Below are 23169 nucleotides of genomic sequence, written 5' to 3' on the forward strand. Positions count from 1 at the left end.
AGTATATCCCTTTCTATTCCTCAGAATCAGAGAAGTATCGAGCTTTCACCTGTTCTGGACTCATTAAAATCTCTCGTGCTTTACTACCCATATTAGGACCTACAATTTTAAGATCCTCCATGGTATCTACAAGGCGTGCAGCACGCGTATAACCGATACGGAATCTACGTTGCAACATCGACACGGATGCTTGACCAGATTCCATCACAAGATTAACGGCTCGTTCTAATAACTCATCACGATAAATATCTTGTTCATCATTATCTTGTGCTGCGATTTCCTTTTCTGCCTCAGCCGTTACCGTATCATCGTATTCTGGTTCTCGTTGTTGTTTTACAAACTCTACCAAATGTTCCACTTCATCATCTGAGATGAAAGCACCTTGTACACGAATTGGTTTATTAGCCCCAATTGGAGAGAACAACATATCACCTTTGCCTAATAATTTTTCAGCACCCGCCATATCGAGGATTGTACGAGAATCGATTTGGGACCCTACGGCAAAAGAAATACGGCTTGGCACGTTTGCCTTAATAGAGCCGGTAATAACGTTAACAGATGGACGTTGTGTAGCTAATACCATATGAATACCAGCAGCACGTGCCATCTGCGCCAATCGACTAATGGATTCTTCAATATCATCAGGAGCAGTCATCATCAAGTCCGCCAACTCATCGATAATCAATACGATAAGCGGCATTGCCGACTTAGGATGCGCTTCATTATAACTTTTAATATCGCGCTTACCGGATGCAGCAAATGCCTTGTAACGAGCTTCCATTTCTCGAACTGCCCAACGCAATACAGCAGCCGCTTTTTTCATATCCGTTACAACTGGTGCCATCAAATGAGGAATGCCATTATACACAGATAATTCAACCATCTTAGGGTCGATAAGTAATAACTTAACCTCTTCTGGTTTACGGCTAAAGAGAATACTGGAAATCAATGTATTCACACATACAGATTTACCGGAACCTGTTGTACCAGCTACCAATAGATGTGGCATCTTAGCCAAGTCTGTAATCACCGGTTTACCAGCGATATCCTTACCAAGACCTACAGGAATGCCGCCACGTGCCTCTTTAAAGTCACTACAATCTAGCACATCGCGCAAGTGAACGGCTTCTGTTTTCGTATTAGGTACCTCAATACCGATAGCAGATTTTCCTGGAATTGGCGCCTCCATACGTATATGTTGAGCCGCTAGATTCAAAGCAATATCATCTGTTAAGTTTACGATTCTACTTACCTTAACACCTTGGGCTGGTTCAATTTCATACCGTGTTACCGTTGGGCCTTGCGTAGCATTAACTACCTTAGCAGAAATGCCAAAACTAGATAAAACATCTTCAAGGCGCATCGCATTATACGCGACCTCGTCATTATTATTTTGACCTACCTCCCCTTTCGCCAAAATATCAAGGCTTGGGAAGTGATATGGTTTGTCGTAAGTTCTATGAATCTGTCCATCTTTAGAAACGGCTACCTGTGCTGTATCCTCAGCAGTACTTGCCAAAGACGGTACAGATAATGGCATAGAACTCATGCCTGCGCCAGCACTAACAGAGCTTGCAGCCGCACCACTTCCAGGTACAGCACTTGCAATCGCCGCATGATTGGTTTCTAACGGACCAATAGTTGTTGGTTGATAAGAGTATTCTGCTGGGCCTGATTCATTGGTGCCATATGCATCATTCTCAACACTATCATCTGTATCAAATTCTTCAATATCGGCATGTTCTTCATCATGATTATGGAGCCATGCAGGCATTGATTTTGGCTCATCATCCATACTATTAGTACGAATTTCACCGTTATCGACAGCATCACCAGATTCTTCAGAGATTTGTACTAATCGTTCTGCCGCTCTATTACGAGCCTCTAACTCGGCTAATTCTTTCCAAGAAGAAGGCGTATGTGTATCGATTGGCTCAACTTCATAATCATCATTAGCAGCTACAACGCCTCTATTTTCAAGAGTCTCTACAGCATTCTGAGCTGCATCAGTGTATCGCGTATCCTTTTCGCGGTCATAAGCCTTGCGCTGTGCTGCTTCTTTACGCTGTTCATTCCAATCTTCGATAACCTCTTTGGCTACTGCTACCTTTTCAACAGCCACTTCTTTTGCCTTATCAAGGCCTACTTGCGTTTTATCAGCAGCCTTACGCAATCCGTTTCCCAAGGATAGGCGCGTAATAAGGAGACCACAGCAAAGCATAAGTACGGCAACAACAATAATGGAACCAACTTCACCGAACATAGTTCGTATAAAGGAAGCCAAGAAACCGCCCACAACACCACCTTGATCTGCCAGCGCTGTAGTCGCCAATTCATCACCCACAGGCACACGACATAGTGGAACCATGGTAATGGCTAATAAGTAAAAAACTGTTATGAGAAGACCACGACGTGTAATAGACATAAATTTACCTTGGTATAATAAACGCCATCCAAGCCATAGTACAGCAATGCACGGAATTATGCCCCCAAAGCCAAATCCATAGCGAAATATTCCCGTCAATATTTCGCCTACAATGCCTAAATCAAAGCCAAAAAAGCCTAGCAATGCCAGTATGGCAACACCTATGACAATAATGCCTTTCACTTCATTACGCAGTGAAAATCCTTCTTTTTTTGGTGCCGGTGTAGCTCGTTTTTTGCGAGGCTTCCGCCCTCGTGTAGAAGTTTTTTTCTCTTCTGCCATAATCGTATACAAACCCCTTACTTTTATATAAAAATCTATTTCAAATCATCATTATATTATACCATATATTGACCATTCTATTTATCTTTGCGCCTATCATTCCAATCTTTTAACAGATTATGCTCTACCCCACGATCGACGCCCGTATAATACTCAGCATGTATTAAAGGATCCGGTAAATATTGTTGCTTAACATATCCATTCGGATAGTTATGAGCATATTTATAAGTTAGCCCATGTCCTAGTTTACTAGCTCCACTATAATGGCTATCACGCAAGTGATCCGGCACTTGCCCACAGTCTTTATGACGCACATCTGAAATAGCCGCATCAATACCTAGATATGCAGAATTACTCTTAGGCGCTAGCGCCACATAGCACGCCGCCTCAGATAAAATGATACGCGCCTCTGGAAATCCCACCATATGCGCGGCCTGTGCTGCTGCATTAGCCAATATTAAGGCTTGTGGATCTGCTAATCCTACATCTTCGGCGGCACAAATGACAATACGACGAGCGATAAAATTAGGATCCTCACCGGCCTCTATCATACGTGCTAAGTAGTGAAGTGTAGCCTGTACATCGGACCCGCGCATACTTTTAATAAAGGCGGAAATTGTGTCGTAATGACTATCTCCTTTTTTATCGTATGTATAAATGCGACGACCTACGACCTTTTCAAGTATTTCTAAAGTAATTACTTCGCCATCGTGTACCATGGCCGCAGCTTGCTCCAAAATATTGAGTGCCATACGACCATCTCCATTGACGAAGATACCTATATCCTCAAGCAACTCATCCTTTACCTGTAAGTTACGAGCCCCTAAGCCTACTTCACTATCTGTAAGAGCTCGCTTTAAAATTTGACTAATTGCCTTCGGCGTTAAGGCCTCCAATGTAATAAGTCGTAGCCTCGATAATAATGGGCGATTAACTTCAAAAAATGGATTTTCTGTAGTTGCCCCAATAAGAATAATCGTACCATCTTCAACGCAGGGTAACAGTACGTCTTGTTGACTCTTATTAAAGCGATGTATTTCATCGAGAAATAAAATGGTTCGTTGTTGCAAAGAACGAACGCGTTTCCGCGCATCTTCTATAATATTTCGCAATTCACCGATACCTGCATTTGTCGCATTTAAATTGACAAAATGGCTGTTGCTCATCTTAGCAATGATACCGGCTAATGTCGTTTTACCAGTTCCACAAGGCCCGTAAAACAACATAGATGGTATTGTATCCTTTTCCACCATGGCGCGAAGGAATGTCCCCTTACCTACCGCCTGTTCTTGACCATACAAATGATCAAGTTCTGTCGGTCTCATTCGCACCGGTAGTGGTTCATATTTATTCGTAGGTAATGCATCAAATAAACTATCCATGCTACCTCCATTCATTCTTTACATGCAAAAAAGCCCCACCATGCCGTAATGTACCGCGTTTTGATCCTGCAAGAGCAGGTGGGTGTCCTCCTCATCCTGCAGTTGTCCCGTGAGGGCGTAACGTTCAGACGAGAGTTCTGGACTCCCGAAGAAAATGTGTTGGCTCAAAACTGCGATATCACACGCACATGGCAGGGATATCTTATACATAAATAGTAGCAGAAAGATTTATCATTTACAAGACTTGACTTTTAAAATTTTAGCAATTCTTGCGGTCCTTTTATAATATGCTTACTTGCGATTATACCAAGGATTGTTCTTCTTCCTCTACATCTGGTTTTATGTGTAATTCTTTTAATTGTTTAGGTTCTACTTCAGATGGCGCTTGGCTCATGATATCAGAAGCGGATTGTGTTTTAGGGAATGCGATAACGTCGCGGATGGATTGACGTTTAGCCATCAACATAACGAGACGATCAAGACCAAATGCACAACCTGCATGAGGTGGCGCACCGTATTTAAATGCATCAAGCATGAAACCGAATTTAGATTTAGCTTCTTCTTCGGATAAACCAATGGCTTTAAATACTTTTTCTTGTACGTCAGATTGATAAATACGCAAGGAACCGCCACCGATTTCAACGCCGTTCAATACCATATCGTAAGCAATTGCTTTTACGCTACCAGGATCGGATTGTAATTTATCAAGATCTTCGTGGCGAGGCATTGTGAACGGATGATGCATAGCAACATAGCGTTTTTCATCTTCGTTATATTCGAACATAGGGAAATCTGTTACCCATGTGAAAGCCAATTTATCTTCGTCAATCATGTTCATACGACGAGCCATTTCAAGGCGCAACTCACCAAGTGCACGAGCAACAGTTGCTGGTTTATCAGCAATCATCAATACAAGGTCGCCGCCTTTAGCGCCCATTTTTTCACCGATATTGCGGATTGTATCTTCGCCTAAGAACTTCATGATTTGAGATTTAATGGAACCGTCTTCATTGAAGCAAGCCCAAGCCAAACCTTTTGCACCGTAGCGATTTACATATGCTACCAAATCATCGAGTTCACGACGAGGAATACCAGCATCACCAGGTACAACGATACCTTTTACGATACCGCCATTATCGATAACAGAGCGGAATACTTTGAATTCAGTATCTTTTACGAGTTCAGTTACATCTGTGAAAGCCATGTCAAAGCGAAGATCTGGTTTATCAGAACCATATTTATCCATCGCTTCATCCCATGTAATACGAGGCATAGGCAATGGAATTTCTTTGCCCAATGTCTTTTTGAACACTTCTGCAACCATTTGTTCCAATAGTGCATAAATGTCCTCTTCATCAACGAAGCTCATTTCCAAGTCGAGTTGTGTGAATTCTGGTTGACGGTCTGCACGCAAATCTTCATCGCGGAAGCAACGTACGATTTGGAAATATTTTTCATAGCCTGCTACCATCAAAATTTGTTTGAAAATTTGTGGAGATTGAGGCAATGCATAGAATGTACCTGCATTCACACGAGAAGGTACTAAATAGTCACGCGCGCCTTCTGGTGTAGATTTTGTAAGCATAGGTGTTTCGATTTCAAGGAAATCGCGGCTATCGAAGAAATCGCGCATAGCCTTTGTTACCTTATGACGCAAAATCAAGTTGCGTTGCATTTCTGGACGACGCAAATCGAGATAACGATATTTCAAGCGGATGTTTTCATCTACATCGATATTATCTTGAATGTAGAATGGAGGTGTTTTCGCAGAATTCAATACGCGAAGTTCTTCACAATACATTTCATAAGCGCCTGTAGGCAAGTTAGGATTGATTGCTTCTTCATCGCGTTTTGTAATTTTACCACGTACACAAAGCACATATTCATTACGAACATCTTCAGCCTTGTGGAAAGATTCCACATTATGATCTGGGGATGCTACAACTTGAACGATGCCAGAACGATCTCGCAAGTCCAAGAAGATCAAACCGCCGTGGTCACGACGACGTTCAACCCAACCACATAATACAACCTCTTTACCTACTTCTGCTTCAGAAATAGTGCCACAACCGTGTGTACGGTGTAAGCCTTTCATTGTTTCCATTCTACTGTCATCCTTTCACCAAAGAAGATATACGTTCAGAAACAGATGCTAATGGCACTGTTTCTTGTTCACTTGTTTCCATAAAACGAATGATGGCCTCTTGCTTAGCCAATTCATCATCACCCACTATGATAACATATTTTGCATGAATTTTGTTAGCATATTTTAATTGAGCCTTCATACTTTTACCTTGTCCATCCATTTCCGCAGTGATATATGCGCTACGCAATGTTTGACAAATCTTGAAAGCTTCTAATTTTGCAGCCTCTCCAAGAGCTACTACAAATACTGCTGGTTCGATTGTCGGTTCAGGCAACAAGTTTTGTTTTTCTAAAGCCAATAACAATCGTTCCATGCCCATTGCAAAACCAATAGCTGGTGTATGAGGACCATCGAGTTCCTCTACAAGACCATCATAACGACCACCACCGGCAACGGCACTTTGCGCACCTAATGGAGTATATTGAACTTCAAAGGCAGTTTTTGTGTAGTAATCTAGGCCACGAACCAAACGTGGATTTAGATTATATTGAATATTCGCCGCATCAAGTAATGTTTTAAGTTCTTCAAAATGGGTATTACATTCTTCGCATAGATGTTCATGAATCTCAGGAGCGCCTACGGATAAGGCTTTGCACGTTTCATTTTTACAATCTAATAAGCGCAATGGATTTTTATATAGCCGCTCTTGGCAATCTTCACAAAGTTGATCTTTTTTAGGTTCAAAGAACTCAATCAATTTTTGACGATACGTAGGACGACAGTTTGGACAACCTACAGAGTTCACCTCTACATTGAGATCCTTAAGGCCGAAATCTTTCAACAACTGTACAATCATACAGATAACTTCGCTATCCACTACAGGAGATGGAGAACCGAGTACTTCTGCACCAAATTGATGGAATTCACGATAGCGACCAGCTTGCGGTTTATCGTGACGGAACATAGAACCCATATAGAACCATTTTGTTAAATTTTCTTTACCATACACCTTATTTTCAAGGTACGCCCGTACGGCAGAAGCCGTATTTTCAGGGCGCAATGTATAGCTTTGTTCCTTGTCATCGCCAGTGGAGAAGGTATACATTTCCTTTGATACTACGTCCGTAGTTTCCCCAATGCCCCGTAAAAATAACTTTGTATCTTCAAAGGCAGGTGTACGAATTTCGCTAAAGCCATAAGCTTTACAAATTTCGCGCATATGCTGTTCTATATAATGCCAATTTACAATTTGTTCTGGCAAGAAATCTTGTGTACCTCTTGGTCTTTTAATAGCCATTACACAACCTCCCAAAATGATTTACATAATGCATGCCTCTTAGCTAATAAAGCCTTTAATGTATCTGTATATACATCCACATCTTTTGGCATGTGTTGCTTTTTCTGTCTAAACGCAGGGGCCTTAATCCATTTAGATGATCCACCTGGTCCCATAGACATAATTGTTTGCCGCTCTTCCATGATTTGAATATTATATTCACACGCTTGACCTGGCAATGTATACCCAATATTTTCAAGTTGCCCTCTCATATATTGTTGACGATATAGATAATACGGCACATAACCTGCCTGCTCTAATCGTTCCTGAGCATACTGTACCATGTGTTTTACTATGGACTCATCAGGTACATCATGTTGCATGTTCAAATCATATAGCGGACTACCGCGTTTGATAGCTAACGTATGAATTGTAACATTTTCAGGCAAATTATGACAAATATAATCCATGTTATGCACCATATGTTTTATATTTTGCCCAGGCAGACCTGCTATAAAATCCATATTAACAGCAAAATCTGTATGTTTTTTAACATATTGATACATATCATCGATATCTTGTGCGCTGTGTCCACGCCCGATGCGACGTAATATGGTATCGTCCATCGTCTGAGGATTAATGCTAATACGATTCACATGACACGCTTGCATAGACTGTATTTTTTCAGTGGTTATAGAATCTGGTCTTCCCGCTTCAACCGTGAATTCATGCCCTTTAGGTATCAATGTAGATAATCCAGTTAGGACATGATGAAAATCTTCATTATTCAATATAGTGGGTGTACCACCACCCATATAGAGCGTATTCGTGTGCAAATTGTAACTTTCACAAATCTGGCGTACATCATCTATATCATCTAATAAGGCTGCTATGAATTCAGATTGTCGATGATACTCTTGATATAAACCGTATGGAAATGAACAATATACACAACGTGTTTCACAAAATGGAATACCACAATAGAGGCTTATATCCTTATTAGAGTGAGACTCTAAAAAAGGACGTTGATATTGTCCAATACGACTGAGAATATCTAATTTTTCCAAAGACACAGAAAACTCGTCCCCAATGTGACGAGTTGCATCCTCTAATGAACCATATTGGTCTATATATTTATGAAGTAATTTAGTAGGACGCACCCCTACCATTGTGCCCCACTCATTATGAGCAGGCAAACCCTGTTCTGTACGCAACAATACGAGTAAGGACTGGCCTATTGAGCGTCGGCCCATAGAAGATACAGGACCTGTCAAAGTATGTTCAACGCCACGAATAGACACGGTCAAGACATACATATCATCACGTTCGACAGCACGCAGAATCACATCAGCCTCTTCATTGCGTGAAAACAATCCGGCTGCACCACAGTTGTGGGCCACTACCGATCCAAGCGGTAGTGGCCCTGTGTAATGATATCCATTAAGCATGATGTGCCATTTTATCGAGCTTTTCAAGTTCTGCTGGCGTCATATGTGCTTGGCAATCACTGCAGTAACCATATACTTTTAATTGATGATCGATGGTACGGAAATTCAATTTCTTTGCAATGATAGATTCCAATGTTTCTAGCATATCATCTTCAAACTCGGAAACCTTACCACATTTTACACAGATCAAATGATGATGGAAATGGGCAAACTCTTCGTCATTTAATTCATAACGATTACGGCCATCACCAAAGTCAAGACGTTTTAACAAATCTAGTTCTGTAAATAAATCCAATGTACGGTAGATAGTAGCAAGTCCGATATCTGGCGCTACTTCTTTTACCAATACATATACATCTTCTGCGCTCAAGTGATTTTCTTCAGCATCGATAAAAGCTTGTAAAATCGTTTGACGTTGTGTAGTCAATTTGTATTTTTTGTCTTTAATACGTTCTTTTAATTTTTCTAATGTTGTATTCATAATTACTATCCCCTTTACTAAATAAATTAATTAAGCACCTACAAATGGATTATATTGTTTTTCATAACCAATTTGTGTTTCTGGACCATGTCCAGGATATACCATTGTATTGTCTGGCAATGTATATAACTTTGTTTTAATCGCGTTGATGAGGGCATCATAATCACCTTCTACAAAATCAGTACGCCCCACAGATTGATTAAATAAAGTATCCCCAACAAATACTAAACCCGGCATATAGTAGCATACGCCGCCAGGTGTGTGACCTGGTGTTTCGTATACTGTCAAATCAATAGCACCACATGTGATGTGATCACCTTCATGAACCTCTATAATGCGCCCTTTTACGGTAATCGGTGTAGGATTGCTATAATTGCTTAGATTCAATTCCGGATCACTTAAGTATTTCACATCATTATGATGTATATAGATAGGCACATCGTAAGCATCTACAATGCCTTGTACGCCACCGATGTGATCCCCATGACCATGAGTTAAGAGAACTGCTTTCGGCTTTAAATTATGTTTTTTTAAAGCATCGAGTACCTCTGTCGTAGCAGGATCGATAATGAACGCTTCACCCTGTTCCTTATCGCCTATCACATAACAATTGGTTCCAAGCGGTCCCAACGGCATACGCATGAGAACTAAATTTGATGTATCCATTATGCACCACCTTTGCTACGTTGTACCGTATACACTTCACGGATACGACGCAATTTAGTCATAACAAAATCAAGTTGCGATATATCTCGAATTTCAACAACGATGTTGATCATTACATTTTTCGTGTTTTCAAGAACTTTGGCGTTCATATTGGTAATGGTAATTTTCAATTCTGAAAGCACCGCCATTACCTCCATGAGGATTCCTGATCTATCATAGGCTTGAATATCGATGCCTACATGGAAGGATTCACTCGATGCTTCATCCCACGAAACTTCAATCATACGCTCTAGATCTTCCGGTGTATGACCAAGGCTTGTACAATCAGAGCGATGTACAGAAACACCACGACCTCTTGTAATATAACCAATAATATCGTCTCCTGGTACAGGATTACAACATTTCGCCATACGAACCATAACACCAGGTTCGCCTTTTACGAGAACACCAGTGCCATTCTTAGCTTTTTTGGCCCCTTGTACCTTTAACTTTTCTATGATTTGTTCCGTTGTTTTACGAGCATCTTCATGCTCTTTTGATTTTTTGTATAGTTCAACCAATCGCAATAGAACGGTACTTACCGGTATCCCACCATAGCCACAAGCGGCATATAGTTCATTTTCAGTATTGGACTTCAACTGTTTTACAACTTGTTGAATGCGATTATCACAGCAAAGCTCTTTCCAACTATAATTGAGGCGTTTTGCTTCGCGCTCAAGGGCTTCAAGACCCTTTTCAATATTTTCTTCTTTATTTTCTCGTTTGAACCAATTACGGATTTTGTTCTTACTTTCAGAAGAGCCTACAATATTGAGCCAATCAAGGCTTGGTTTACCAGTTTTAGAGGTAATGATATCGACGATATCCCCATTTTGCAATGTGTAATCCAGAGGCACAATTTTACCATTAACCTTTGCCCCTACACAACGATGACCTACATCGGTATGAACGCGATAAGCAAAGTCGAGTGGTACAGAACCGATAGGCAACTTAACCACATCACCCTTCGGTGTAAATACGAATACCTCACCAGAGAATACATCTAATTTCAAAGCATTAACAAGTTCCTTAGGGTTAGACGTATCTTGCCATTCTAACACTTGACGAAGCCATGCAACCTTTTGGTCAAATTCTTTATCAGCGCCCTTATTACCTTCTTTGTAACGCCAATGGGCAGCTACGCCATATTCGGAAACACGATGCATTTCCCATGTACGAATTTGGATTTCTACAGGTTGCCCCATCGTACCAATAACCGTAGTATGCAATGATTGATACATGTTGGATTTCGGCATGGAAATATAATCTTTAAACCGATAAGGCAACGGTTTCCAAATGCTATGAGCAATACCTAGAACGGCATAACAATCCGGTACAGTATCAACGATAACGCGTACAGCCAATAAATCATAAATTTGAGACAAGTCGCGATTATCCTTTTTCATCTTTTTATAGATACTATAAAAATGCTTTGGTCGTCCCTTGATATCCGCTTTGATACCGGCCTCACCAAGAGCCTTCGTCAATTGTTCCATCGTATCGTTAACGATATCTTCACGGGCTTGACGCTTTTGTTTCATTTGATCAACGAGATCATAGTATTTATCTGGTTCTAGGTACCGGAAGGATAAATCCTCCAGTTCCCATTTTACGTTGAAAATACCAAGGCGATGAGCTAAAGGAGCAAAAATCTCCAATGTTTCCTTAGCAATGCGTTTTTGTTTATCGCTACGCATATGCTTTAAGGTACGCATATTATGCAACCGGTCACCCAGTTTGATAACGACAACGCGCACGTCTTTCGCCATGGCTAAAATCATCTTGCGATAATTTTCCATTTGGCGATCTTCTTTAGTTTCATATTGGAACTGATTTAATTTTGTTACCCCATCAACGAGGAACGCTACTTCAGAGCCAAATAATTTTTCAATATCTTCCTTTGTATACTCCGTATCCTCAACGACATCGTGGAGCAAGGCTGCAATCAATGTAATATGATCGATTTGCAAATGCGCCAAAATCTCTGCCACGGCAAGAGGGTGCATGATATACGGTTCACCAGAGGCTCTAAATTGACCTTCATGGGCTTTATCTGCAAGGGTGAAAGCCTTCATGATTTGGTCGCATTCATCATCTCCTAGATACGAATGCACATAATCCATAAACTCTTTTAAGGCCTCTTCTTTATTAAAGCCTTTTTGTTCAACTAAGGCTTTGCCTTCTTCATTTATGGTCATCATTGTATCACCTCCTGCGGACTATATGTAATAAACGTAACGGATGTTGTCAAATCAAGCTTACCATTGATGACATTCCAACGGATCATCGCTTGTCCATTATCGTTCGTTTCTTCGCTAATAATACCTAATTCTTTAAACACATCAAGGGCCATCAATGCAGATGAACCATTTTGATTGGTGGGTTTACGCCGCAAAATTTCTTGTTCCACATGGTATAAAGAATTAGCACCGCCTTTTAATGCGAGGCGTACAATTGTATATATTTCACGTAAACCTTCAGCACTTAATTGAATAGGTTCTTCTATGATAGGTTCTATATCTTGAATCATGAGTTGTGGAGATACAAAACCTTGCCATTCATTTTTTTGAAGTGTAAAGGCAACTTTCACATTCATGCCTTGAAAAATATGTCTAAACAAATCAGGGCGATTCCAAGCGATAGCATCAACGCTACCATTGGCGGTGGCTAAAATCACCTTACAGTGATTTTTGAGTTGCCCCATCAGCATAATGTCCTGCACCTTTGCATCCATAACGCCAAATATAGGTGTGCTATTCCCCATTCCATATGGTTCTAAGGCTGACACACGATCTACGATATCTACATCAATATCATCAACAGGCAATGTGGCATCAATGGATACAACGGGAATATACTCATCAGGAGAAACTTGAACCTTACAATATTCTGTTAAACGATGACGCAATTCATCGATACGGCTAGCATCTATACTAAATCCAGCCGCTGCGGCATGGCCGCCAAATTGAATCAATATATCTTCACAGGATTTTAATGCATTATAAATATTAAACCCTTCAATGCTACGACAAGAGCCTTTACCTACGCCATTATCAATGCTAATAACAAGTGTAGGCTTGTAAAACTCTTCTACCAATCGCGATGCGACGATACCGATAACACCGGGATGCCAATTTTCTCCAGCTACTACTGTTACATAATCAGCTAGATGACCTTGAGCAGCTACATTAGCGCGGGCTTCTTCATGAATAGAGCGTTCTATTTCTTGACGTTCCATATTCGTTTCTTGTAATTCTTGAGCAATGGTCTCTGCCAAATCTACATCGTCCGTAACAAGTAGCTCAACGGCACGCGTTGCATGAGTAACGCGGCCTGCCGCATTTAGGCGCGGTGCTAAGGTAAATCCAATATGGCCTGCGGTGATCGTTTTATCATGTAAGCCGGCCACATCGATAAGTTTATCGATGCCTAAATTAGGCAACTCGTTCATCTTCTTAAGTCCAGCCTGAACGATGATGCGGTTTTCTCCAACCAACGGAACGACGTCAGCAACGGTTCCAAGTGCAACGATATCTAAATCATCAAGATACCACTCTCCGCATTGACGCAACCATAATGCTTGGCATAGTTTAAATGCAACCCCCACACCGGATAAATTTTTATCCCTATAAGGACAATCTGGTTGTTTGTGATTGATAACGGCACGGGCAGGTGGAATTTGAGGCGGTGCCGTATGATGGTCTGTAATAATGATATCGATGCGATCACAAACGGCCTCCACAATATCATAAGAGCTAATACCACAGTCCACGGTTATCACTAAAGATGCGCCATCAGAGATAATATGCTCTAATGCCTCTAAATTTAATCCATATCCTTCGCTTTGCCGTTCCGGTATGTAATAACTTACACGAGCCCCCATTTTAACTAAAAAGCGATATAACAGCGATGTAGCCGTAATACCATCCACATCATAATCTCCATAGACGACTATAGATTTTTTTGCTTCTATGGTTTCTAAGATGAGCGCAACCGCCGTTTCCATATCCTTTAAGGTAAAGGGATCAAGCAAATCTTTAAGTGTACCTTCTAAGAAGCGATGGCCTTCATCGCTATCTATATTCCGATTCACCATCAATCTTGCTACAATCGGATTTACACCGAGTTCACGGATCAATGTATTCTCTTTTTCTACATTCCTTGGCATAATATGCCAACGTTTCTTTTTCATCATTCCATCCTCGGTAAAATATATTACAAGATATACAATATCATTATATTTTCGTTAAGTTTATAATCAATATCAATAAATTTAATATATGTATTATCATTATCAATTTCTTACATTATACTATAAACATCCACATAAATAAAGGGTTTTATCTTTATCTTTCATATAAAATTCACTTGTTTTTCTCAACAAAACAGCACTGCTTATTATCATTATCATAATAAGCAGTGCTTGTTCATATAGTTATATACTATTTTTTACACATGAAATATTAGCAAAAAACTAGAAACGGAAATCTCGTTTTCCATCTTCCATTTGAGCAATGTAAGCCTTTGCCTTATCTTTTACCAAATCATTCTTGATATTTTCCAATTGGTCTTCAATAACCTTGGCACCATGTTTTTTCGTCTTTTCATCGCCGTAATCCATGATGTATTCATTCAACGTCATTAATGCATTAGGTTGGCAACAGTTATGGATTTGGCCGGATTTAGCAAGCGCCATAAAGCGGTCGCCAGTACGTCCTGCACGATAACAAGCGGTACAGAAACTTGGTACATAACCAAGGCCCAAGAGCCAATCTACAATTTCATCCAATGTGCGCGTATCGCTACGGTCGAATTGTGCGGAGTTATCTTCTGGTTTTTCCTCTTCTTTATAGCCGCCTACACTAGTGCGAGAGCCACCGCTGATTTGGGAAATGCCTAATGCCAAACCACGTTCACGCATAGATTGGCTTTCACGAGTGGACATAATCATACCAGTATACGGTGTAGATACACGAATAAGAGCCACGATTTTTTCAAAGATATCATCCGGTACAGCATTGCTGAAATCATCTACATCGATGTCATCAGCAGGGCAAATACGAGGTACAGAAATCGTATGAGGGCCTACACCATGAACAGCTTCTAAATGCTCGGCGTGCATCAAAAGGCCTACAAAATCATATTTGTAATGTTCTAGACCATACAATACGCCAATACCTACATCATCGATGCCACCTTCCATAGCGCGGTCCATCGCTTCTGTATGGTACGCATAATCACTCTTAGGTCCTGTTGGATGCAAAGCTTCATAATTTTCCTTATTATATGTTTCTTGGAATAATGTATAGGTACCAATGCCAACATCATGCAATTTTTTATAATCTTCAACGGAACATGCAGCGATATTTACATTAACGCGACGAATTTCACCATTTTTATTTTTAATACTGTAAATCGTCTTGATAGATTCCAAAATATAATCAAGAGGATTATTAAGAGGATCTTCGCCAGATTCGATAACAATGCGCTTATGCCCCATCGCTTCTAGAGCGATAACCTCCTCTTTAATTTGTTCTTGAGTCAATTTTTTTCGTTTAATATCGCGGTTCTTAGAGTGATATGGGCAATATACACAGCCATTGATACAATAATTAGATAAATATAGCGGCGCAAACAATACAATGCGGTCACCATAAATAGCTTTTTTAATTTCTTTAGCTAGTGCAAATAGCTTTTCTTTGTATTCAGGCAACGGACATTCTAAGAGAACTGCCGCTTCTCTATGATTTAGCCCCTTAAACGTAGCCGCCTTAGCTAAAATTTGGTCTAATAATTCGCGATTTTCTTTATTTTCCTCTGCATAGGCAAGAGTATCAAGGATTTCTTGATGAGAAATAAATTCCTCCGCCTTAGGAGATTTTACATCATACATAGTACTTACCTCAAATCTTTCCAGTGGACATGCCACTCTAGTTAGGTCTGTGAAAGTATATCATTACTATTTTAGTAATCTTTCACCGATACTGTACTAAGTATACCACTATTCCTACTAAAAAGCATTGGAATTTACTATAACAAATAATCATTTTCCCAATGCACTGTATACGATAAACCATAATCCACCTAAACAATAATACAAAAAATCCCTAGTGGAAAGCCACTAGGGATTAATAGTCTTTGTAAAATTAAGCTTCTACAGGGTATACGCTAACTTTACGGTTATAACGACCAGCACGTTCAAATGCTACTTTACCAGGCACAAGTGCGAATAAAGTGTCATCTTTACCGATACCTACGTTAGTACCAGGGTGGAAGTGAGTACCACGTTGACGAACGATGATGTTACCGCTCTTTACAATGGAACCATCATGGCATTTAACACCAAGACGTTTAGATTCACTATCACGACCATTACGAGTACTGGACACACCTTTTTTATGTGCGAACAATTGCAAATCAAAAGTAAACATGAAGTTCACCTCCTATATTTCGTGTATTTGGACAAACTTTGGATACTGTTTACTAATTTCTTCTAGTCCGAGAAGCATAGTATTTAATATATCCTGACCACTCCGGGTTATTTCACCAGAGAGGACCATATCACATTGGCCTTCGCTATTAGAAAACTCACCTTTTTGCTTAGCAATTTTGGTAAGCCCTAATATAGCTGTAGCAGACAGTACAGATACTGCTGCACACACTATATCATAGCCATGTTCATCATATCCTGCATGACCGGACATATGACAACCAATGACTTGGTTATCCTTGTTCCGCTGGATTCCAATGGAAACCATAATTAAGCTTGGATAGATTCAATACGAACTTTTGTGAACGGTTGACGATGGCCTTGACGACGACGGTAGTTGGATTTAGCTTTGTATTTGAATACTAAAACTTTTTTACCTTTACCATGTTCAAGAACTGTACCTGTAACTTTTGCACCGTTTACAAGAGGAGCGCCAACTTTAACGTCGCCGTCATTCACTACAGTCAAAACTTCTTCGAATGTTACGGAATCGTTAGCAGCTGCTTCCAATTTTTCGATAGTAATTACATCGCCTTCAGCAACGCGATATTGTTTACCACCAGTTTTAATAATTGCGTACATGAGAACACCTCCTTGTTATCGAACTCGCTGAATTCGGTATCCCGACCCGAACATCGGTCGGGCGTTTAAACCTGCTTCACGCGGATTGCAAAGTTCAGTAAACCGAACTAATACTGATATAGTATATCGTATTTACACATCTATGTCAAATACAAATCCTCTTATATACGCTCAGTTTCTGACACTTTCATATATATACAACGTTTAAAATTCTCCGATAATCCCAAGGTGTTGCAAGAGTATCTTAGTACCGATAAGAATTAGGACGCCGCCTCCGAGTATGTCTGCATATTTTCCTACGAATTGGCCCATGAATTTACCTAAATATACACCAATCAAAGAGGTACCAAAGGTAATAACACCAATCATAGTCGATGCCTCCCATACATTGATTGGTAAAAAGGCAAAGGTTAAACCTACAGCCATCGCATCAAGGCTCGTTGCCACAGAGAGCATAATCATTTCCCAAGCGCCTAAGAATTGCTTATCATCATCTTCATCATCGTCATCACTAAGACCTTCTCGAATCATAGCAATTCCAAGATATCCTAAAAGGCCAAAGATAATCCAATGATCCCATTCAGAGATAACATCGATAAACTGACGACCAATAAGCCATCCTATAACGGGCATAAGAAACTGAAATAGCCCGAATAAAAAGGCTAAGGTCACTTTTCGACCATTTTCGCCTACTGGCATAGTCAAACCTTTGCCAATAGAAACGCCAAAGGCATCCATGGCCAGACCAATACTAATTAAAATGATTTCAAAAACAGACACGATACTCACCTATCAATATACGACTTACTTATTCTGCTACAGCCATCAAAGAATACCCTTCTCGGCTAATTTGTGGATTCACTACGATTGAAATACTCCGACCAATAGAAGCACCTAAATCATCGAGTACAGATTTGGTTAGATATTGTGCCACCTCTGGGTGGACCTCAATTTCTAAATTAGATTTAATGCGACCAGATTTAAATAGTTCCCGAATCCGACGTACAATCTGCATATATACAGTTCGACCAGACAACATATATCCGGTACCGCCACATTGTGGACATGTATCAAACATCAAGGTTTGTAACCCTTGGCGTGCACGCTTTCGAGTCATCTCCACTAAACCGAGCGAACTAATACCACAGACAACGGTTTTCATCTTATCTAGTTTAGCCTGAGCACTCAATAATTTTAATAACTCTTGTTGATGCTCTTTATCCTTCATATCAATAAAATCGACGATGATAATACCGCCAATATCGCGCAAGCGCAATTGGCGACAAATTTCTTTGGCCGCCTCTTTATTAACTGTGAAAGCTAAGTCTTCTAGCTTATTCGATTTCCCTGTATAGTGAGCCGAGTTTACATCAAATACGGTAAGGGCCTCCGTATGATCAATGCGAATAGATCCACCAGAAGGAAGATTAATATCGCGGGAGATAAGATCTTCTAATTGAGGTTCAATGTGGTTCGCTTTAAAGATAGGAGTACTATCTCGGTGGCGTGTTACTTTGATTTGTTGAGAGGTAGGTCCGTGTCCTAAAAGATCCAACAGTCGAGATTCGCCCATATCAGAATCGACGATAATTTCCTCTACATTGCGATGCGCGTAATCTCGCACGAGGCGAAACCAAAAGTCCGCATCACTGTAAAGATCTGTACCACTTTTGGCAACCTTAAATCGCTTTAACACATGTTGCCATGTGCGCCATAAGTAGTCCATATCACGAGCGATTTCATCGGCACTGGCCTTAGCTGCAGCCGTACGGATAATGAATCCACAACCTTCTTTTACATAAGGCGCTGCCAACTCTTGTAATTGAGCACGAATAGATTCATCGGTAATCTTTTTTGAAATATGCATGCCTTCAGAATAGGGCAATAGCACCATAAATCGTCCCGCTAAACTTACATCTGCTGTAACGCGTGCCCCCTTGCCAAGCATTTCTTCTTTCACCACTTGAACGAGAATTTGTTGCCCCACAGATAGGCGTGGCAATATTTTCTGTTCCTTACCTTGTTGAAGGTTCAAATAGGCATTTTGAGAGCCTCCAATATCAACGAAAGCAGCTTGCATTCCATTCAAAACATTTTTAACAGTACCCTTGTACATATGATTCGCCATGTGAGACTCATCAGTGCGTTCCAAAACAAAATCTATAAGCTGTTCCTTTTCATCGATGACAGCCATGCGAATTTCCTCGCGCATAACATTGACCAAAATTTTATGCATCCTATCCCTCCCTTCTGTTCAGTTTAACTATAGTATATGCCAAATCAAACACATAGCCTTAATAATTAATTTCTAATGGTGTAAAACGACCTTCTTCATTTTCTACCATAATCGCTTTACGGTGAATTTCGTAACCAGAAGTAATAGGCCAATTATATTGATCCTTGCCAAGATTCCATACTTCACTCGGTTTTATAGTACCTTGTGGATAAATACCAATCCCCATCGTTAGTGTCACCATACCATCGTGCACGGACGCTACAATCGGTTCTTTTACGAATTCTTTTACATCGATAATACGCGTCTTTTTAGGGGTAACCTTTTCATAGGAAATTTCAGTAGCCTCATTAAAAGGCTTAAGTAAGCTATCCCAGTCAACATTCTGTTCCGTTACAGGACCTGTTACTTCGTAGATTGCGTAATTGCAGATGGCCATCATTTTCTTAACCTTATCAGGCATGATCTTGCCACCGAGAACCTCAAGTCCACGAGGAGCCACTGCATTTAATCGCGCCATAATAGACTCTAAGCTATCATCTTCCAACACATCCATATCAATATATTCTGCTTCTGCCGTTACACCTAATGCCAAGGCAGAAGAAAAACTGATTTTCATGTGCGGATTAAAGCCCTCAGAATAGGCCATCTTAATCTCTGCACGACGAATCATGCGCTCCACGGCTTGTGCAAAATCGAGATGCGACAAGAATCGTAATTCTTCGCCTTTATGTAAGGCCAAACGTAATTTTTTCAACTCTGCCACCCTCCTTATAATCTACAATAGCCGTATCTAATTCAGGGCATACATTACAACCCTTACATGGTCCACGACGACAATCTGGCGTTAATTTCTCAGCAACGGCCTGTTCCCATTCGCGTTTTAAGAAGGCCTTGCTTACAGTACAATCCAAATGATCCCATGGCAATGGCTCATCAAAATCACGGGTGCGACGCGCATAATACGCAGGATCAACACCGCAGTTTTCAAAAGCCTGTAACCATGTTTCATAGCTAAAGAACTCAGTCCAGCCATCAAATTTACAACCAAGTTTCCATGCTTCTACTAATACCTTGGATAATCTACGATCGCCACGGGCAAATACAGCCTCCATATAACCGGTATATCCATCATGATAATGATAGGAAATATTGCGATTATTAATAAGCGATTTTAAATATTTTTGCTTACGATGGATTTCTTCCACATCTTGTTGACCATACCATTGATATGGAGAATGTGTTTTTGGTACGAAAAATGATACACTAACGGTTACGCTACCATTGCGCTTACCCGTAATATCGCGATGCAAATCAAGCACCTTGTACGCCAAATTAGCAATACCTGCTAAATCTTCATCAGTCTCAGTAGGCAATCCCATCATAAAGTATAGTTTTACCGTGTTCCATCCGGATTTAAAAGCATTGGTGCAAGCAGCTAGCAAATCTTCTTCACTAACACCTTTATTGATAACATCACGCATGCGTTGAGAACCTGCTTCTGGTGCAAAGGTAAGGCCACTTTTACGCACTTGTTGTACCTTCTTAGCAATATCAATAGAGAAACTATCGATACGCAATGATGGTAAGCTGACGCTAACCTGTTTATCTTTAAACTCTTCCATGAGCATATCTACCAATTCTGGTAACTTGGAGTAGTCAGCAGAGCTTAAACTCATCAAAGAGATCTCATTGTAACCTGTATTTGCAATCGTTTCTTTTGCAATTTCTAACAACCGTTCAGGAGTTCGTTCACGAACAGGACGATAGAGCATACCGGCCTGACAGAATCGACAACCTCGCGTACAACCACGGAACAACTCAAGAACAGCCCGATCATGAACGATATCCAAAAATGGTACCACCGGTTTTGTAGGGAAAAATACATGTTCTACATCTTCTATGATGCGTTTTTGAATCGTAGCAGGTACGTCTTCAAAGCTTGGTGTAATCGATTTAAAATCGCCTTGTTCCGTATACTCTACATCATATAATGCTGGGCAATAGGTACCGGGGATTTGTGCTGCTTTTCGCAAGAAAGCTTCTTTACCACCAGGGAATCCCTTCGCTTTTTCTGCTTTCAATAGGTCGATAAACTCATCGCCCCATTCTTCAGATTCACCGAGGGACACAATGTCAAAGAAATCCGCAATTGGTTCCACATTATACGCACAAGGTCCACCACATACGAGCAATGGAAAATCCATATCCCGATCCTTTGCATACATCGGTATACCTGCTAAATCTAGCATATTTAGAATATTGGTAAAACTCATCTCATATTGTAGTGTGAACGCAAGTACATCAAAATCCTTTATAGGCGTACGGGTTTCTAAAGAGAATAAGGGAATATTGCGTTTTCGCATTTCCTCTTCCATATCGTGCCATGGTGCAAATACACGCTCTGCTACTGCATCTTCACGGCGATTGACTAAGCCATATAGAATCTTGATACCCAAATGGCTCATAGCCACTTCATACACATCGGGAAATCCTAGCGCCATAGTTATATCAACAGTACTGTGATCTTTCACTATACTGTTATATTCACCGCCCGTATAACGAGCTGGTTTTTGGACATGTTGTAACCATGACGTATCTAATTGAATCATACATCCTCCGTCTTTTGTGAAAGACTTCTTTCAAACTCATTCCTAAATTAGAACGATAACTAAAAAATATATTTTTTACGCTGCATTGATATATTTAATAAAATACCAACACTTATCATGTTTGTGGTCAACGCACTAACACCATAACTGATGAATGGCAATGGTATGCCTGTAACCGGCATAATCCCCATGGTCATGCCAGCATTGACCAATACCTCGAAGCATAACATGGATCCAATCCCTGTAGCCAATAACATACCGAAGCGATCATTACATGAATATGCTACCTTTATGCTTCGATAAATAAGCATAAATAAAAGAATTAATACAAAGATACAGCCTATAAAGCCTAGTTCTTCACCTATAACAGAAAAAATAAAATCTGTGTGATTTTCAGGTAAAAAGTTTAGCTGACTTTGTGTACCATTAAATAATCCTTTACCAAATATAGTACCTGAACCAATAGCAATCTTAGACTGAATGATATGATATCCAGAACCAAATGGATCGATATCAGGATTCATAAATACGAGAATCCGCTGCTTTTGATAGTCTTTCAAAACAAACCAAGCTAACGGCATTAGTAAAACGCCTACCGTAGCGATAATACGAACTAAGCGCAATCGTATGCCAGAAACAAAGAGCATGCCCACAAAAATCGCTATATAAACGAGGGACGTTCCCAAGTCTGGTTGCATGAATACTAGTAAAATAGGTATGCCTACATATAAGATAGGCACAACAAGAGATTTAAAGGTATCTAATTTATTGTAACGAGACTCTAACATCTTTGCCATACAGATAATCATCAGTAATTTAGAAAACTCTGATGGCTGCAGCGTAATAGGCCCTAACTGAATCCAACGCTGTGCACCTAAGGCAGATGTCCCTACAAAGATTACGGCTAACAACAACATAATCGTTACTATATATATGCCGTTAGCCCAATCTTTTAATTTATGATAATCCATAAATTGAATACCAATCACAAGGGCCACATTAATAAGAAAGAAGATGAGTTGCTTCGCTACTAGTGTGGAAAAATGAAGTCCTGTTTGATTAATATGGGTGGCACTACCGATGGCAACTACCCCCATGGCAACAAGTAATAGTGTACATATGATGATTGTCCAATCACAATCACGCCAAATTCTTTGTAACATATGG

The 23169-nt window shown here is 40.2% G+C and carries 18 protein-coding genes and 1 other RNA gene; all 19 read right to left on the reverse strand.

All coding sequences use genetic code 11. The features are described from left to right. Window positions 1-13: 13 nt before the first annotated feature. A complete protein-coding gene (locus HMPREF1504_RS02310; RefSeq protein ID WP_038123114.1) occupies window positions 14-2707 on the reverse strand; it encodes a DNA translocase FtsK in 2694 nt (897 codons plus the stop codon). A gap of 77 nt (window positions 2708-2784) precedes the next feature. Further along, a complete protein-coding gene (locus tag HMPREF1504_RS02315) occupies window positions 2785-4089 on the reverse strand; it encodes a replication-associated recombination protein A (RefSeq protein ID WP_051411661.1) in 1305 nt (434 codons plus the stop codon). Window positions 4090-4117: 28 nt separating this feature from the next. Further along, a non-coding RNA gene (gene ssrS, locus HMPREF1504_RS10185) (6S RNA) lies at window positions 4118-4290 on the reverse strand. Between the two features lie 100 nt (window positions 4291-4390). Continuing rightward, window positions 4391-6193 (reverse strand): aspartate--tRNA ligase, encoded by a 1803-nt coding sequence (gene aspS, locus HMPREF1504_RS02320; RefSeq protein ID WP_005380601.1) that lies wholly within the window; start codon window positions 6191-6193, stop codon window positions 4391-4393. Window positions 6194-6200: 7 nt separating this feature from the next. After that, window positions 6201-7472: a histidine--tRNA ligase gene (gene hisS / locus HMPREF1504_RS02325; protein WP_005376362.1), complete on the reverse strand. Its 1272-nt coding sequence runs from the start codon at window positions 7470-7472 to the stop codon at window positions 6201-6203. Continuing rightward, complete coding sequence (gene hemZ, locus HMPREF1504_RS02330) at window positions 7472-8899, reverse strand: coproporphyrinogen dehydrogenase HemZ (protein ID WP_038123120.1); 1428 nt, start codon at window positions 8897-8899, stop codon at window positions 7472-7474. Before hemZ ends, hisS begins: the two co-directional genes overlap by 1 nt. Further along, window positions 8892-9380, reverse strand: a complete 489-nt coding sequence (locus HMPREF1504_RS02335) for a Fur family transcriptional regulator (RefSeq protein ID WP_005380706.1) — start codon at window positions 9378-9380, stop codon at window positions 8892-8894. The genes hemZ and HMPREF1504_RS02335 overlap by 8 nt, the downstream gene beginning before the upstream one ends. Window positions 9381-9410: 30 nt before the next feature. Further along, complete coding sequence (locus tag HMPREF1504_RS02340; RefSeq protein WP_038123121.1) at window positions 9411-10046, reverse strand: MBL fold metallo-hydrolase; 636 nt, start codon at window positions 10044-10046, stop codon at window positions 9411-9413. Beyond that, window positions 10046-12286, reverse strand: coding sequence for a bifunctional (p)ppGpp synthetase/guanosine-3',5'-bis(diphosphate) 3'-pyrophosphohydrolase (locus HMPREF1504_RS02345; RefSeq protein ID WP_005376171.1), 2241 nt, complete (start codon window positions 12284-12286; stop codon window positions 10046-10048). The genes HMPREF1504_RS02340 and HMPREF1504_RS02345 overlap by 1 nt, the downstream gene beginning before the upstream one ends. Beyond that, window positions 12283-14277, reverse strand: coding sequence for a single-stranded-DNA-specific exonuclease RecJ (gene recJ, locus HMPREF1504_RS02350; RefSeq protein ID WP_038123123.1), 1995 nt, complete (start codon window positions 14275-14277; stop codon window positions 12283-12285). The genes HMPREF1504_RS02345 and recJ overlap by 4 nt, the downstream gene beginning before the upstream one ends. A 282-nt stretch (window positions 14278-14559) precedes the next feature. Further along, complete coding sequence (hydG, locus tag HMPREF1504_RS02355; RefSeq protein WP_016475799.1) at window positions 14560-15978, reverse strand: [FeFe] hydrogenase H-cluster radical SAM maturase HydG; 1419 nt, start codon at window positions 15976-15978, stop codon at window positions 14560-14562. Between the two features lie 253 nt (window positions 15979-16231). Continuing rightward, on the reverse strand, window positions 16232-16516 hold the full coding sequence (gene rpmA / locus HMPREF1504_RS02360; protein WP_004696430.1) for a 50S ribosomal protein L27: 285 nt from the start codon (window positions 16514-16516) through the stop codon (window positions 16232-16234). A 12-nt stretch (window positions 16517-16528) separates the two neighbouring features. Further along, entirely contained in the window at window positions 16529-16843 is a 315-nt protein-coding gene (locus tag HMPREF1504_RS02365; protein ID WP_005377366.1) for a ribosomal-processing cysteine protease Prp, read from the reverse strand. A gap of 2 nt (window positions 16844-16845) precedes the next feature. Then, window positions 16846-17157 carry a 50S ribosomal protein L21 gene (gene rplU, locus HMPREF1504_RS02370; protein WP_005377353.1) on the reverse strand — a complete coding sequence of 104 codons (312 nt, stop codon included), beginning with the start codon at window positions 17155-17157 and terminating at the stop codon, window positions 16846-16848. 204 nt (window positions 17158-17361) lie between these two features. Further along, window positions 17362-17937 carry a manganese efflux pump MntP family protein gene (locus HMPREF1504_RS02375; RefSeq protein WP_038123127.1) on the reverse strand — a complete coding sequence of 192 codons (576 nt, stop codon included), beginning with the start codon at window positions 17935-17937 and terminating at the stop codon, window positions 17362-17364. A gap of 28 nt (window positions 17938-17965) precedes the next feature. Next, on the reverse strand, window positions 17966-19393 hold the full coding sequence (locus tag HMPREF1504_RS02380; protein WP_038123130.1) for an Rne/Rng family ribonuclease: 1428 nt from the start codon (window positions 19391-19393) through the stop codon (window positions 17966-17968). A 58-nt stretch (window positions 19394-19451) separates the two neighbouring features. Further along, window positions 19452-20147, reverse strand: coding sequence for a TIGR03936 family radical SAM-associated protein (locus HMPREF1504_RS02385; protein WP_005377342.1), 696 nt, complete (start codon window positions 20145-20147; stop codon window positions 19452-19454). After that, on the reverse strand, window positions 20119-22002 hold the full coding sequence (locus tag HMPREF1504_RS02390) for a TIGR03960 family B12-binding radical SAM protein (RefSeq protein ID WP_038123132.1): 1884 nt from the start codon (window positions 22000-22002) through the stop codon (window positions 20119-20121). The genes HMPREF1504_RS02385 and HMPREF1504_RS02390 overlap by 29 nt, the downstream gene beginning before the upstream one ends. Window positions 22003-22061: 59 nt before the next feature. Next, window positions 22062-23165, reverse strand: a complete 1104-nt coding sequence (rodA, locus tag HMPREF1504_RS02395) for a rod shape-determining protein RodA (RefSeq protein WP_005377365.1) — start codon at window positions 23163-23165, stop codon at window positions 22062-22064. Between the last annotated feature and the right edge of the window lie 4 nt (window positions 23166-23169).

It is taken from the genome of Veillonella sp. ICM51a (assembly GCF_000524355.1).
GTDB classification, from domain to species: domain Bacteria; phylum Bacillota; class Negativicutes; order Veillonellales; family Veillonellaceae; genus Veillonella; species Veillonella atypica.

Excerpts from the sequence above, each read along its gene's own strand:
- HMPREF1504_RS02310 (WP_038123114.1), bottom strand. The coding sequence starts at position 2,707 with ATGGCAGAAGAGAAAAAAACTTCTACACGAGGGCGGAAGCCTCGCAAA.
- HMPREF1504_RS02315 (WP_051411661.1), bottom strand. The coding sequence starts at position 4,089 with ATGGATAGTTTATTTGATGCATTACCTACGAATAAATATGAACCACTA.
- aspS (WP_005380601.1), bottom strand. The coding sequence starts at position 6,193 with ATGGAAACAATGAAAGGCTTACACCGTACACACGGTTGTGGCACTATT.
- hisS (WP_005376362.1), bottom strand. The coding sequence starts at position 7,472 with ATGGCTATTAAAAGACCAAGAGGTACACAAGATTTCTTGCCAGAACAA.
- hemZ (WP_038123120.1), bottom strand. The coding sequence starts at position 8,899 with ATGCTTAATGGATATCATTACACAGGGCCACTACCGCTTGGATCGGTA.
- HMPREF1504_RS02335 (WP_005380706.1), bottom strand. The coding sequence starts at position 9,380 with ATGAATACAACATTAGAAAAATTAAAAGAACGTATTAAAGACAAAAAA.
- HMPREF1504_RS02340 (WP_038123121.1), bottom strand. The coding sequence starts at position 10,046 with ATGGATACATCAAATTTAGTTCTCATGCGTATGCCGTTGGGACCGCTT.
- HMPREF1504_RS02345 (WP_005376171.1), bottom strand. The coding sequence starts at position 12,286 with ATGATGACCATAAATGAAGAAGGCAAAGCCTTAGTTGAACAAAAAGGC.
- recJ (WP_038123123.1), bottom strand. The coding sequence starts at position 14,277 with ATGAAAAAGAAACGTTGGCATATTATGCCAAGGAATGTAGAAAAAGAG.
- hydG (WP_016475799.1), bottom strand. The coding sequence starts at position 15,978 with ATGTATGATGTAAAATCTCCTAAGGCGGAGGAATTTATTTCTCATCAA.
- rpmA (WP_004696430.1), bottom strand. The coding sequence starts at position 16,516 with ATGTTTACTTTTGATTTGCAATTGTTCGCACATAAAAAAGGTGTGTCC.
- HMPREF1504_RS02365 (WP_005377366.1), bottom strand. The coding sequence starts at position 16,843 with ATGGTTTCCATTGGAATCCAGCGGAACAAGGATAACCAAGTCATTGGT.
- rplU (WP_005377353.1), bottom strand. The coding sequence starts at position 17,157 with ATGTACGCAATTATTAAAACTGGTGGTAAACAATATCGCGTTGCTGAA.
- HMPREF1504_RS02380 (WP_038123130.1), bottom strand. The coding sequence starts at position 19,393 with ATGCATAAAATTTTGGTCAATGTTATGCGCGAGGAAATTCGCATGGCT.
- HMPREF1504_RS02390 (WP_038123132.1), bottom strand. The coding sequence starts at position 22,002 with ATGATTCAATTAGATACGTCATGGTTACAACATGTCCAAAAACCAGCT.
- rodA (WP_005377365.1), bottom strand. The coding sequence starts at position 23,165 with ATGTTACAAAGAATTTGGCGTGATTGTGATTGGACAATCATCATATGT.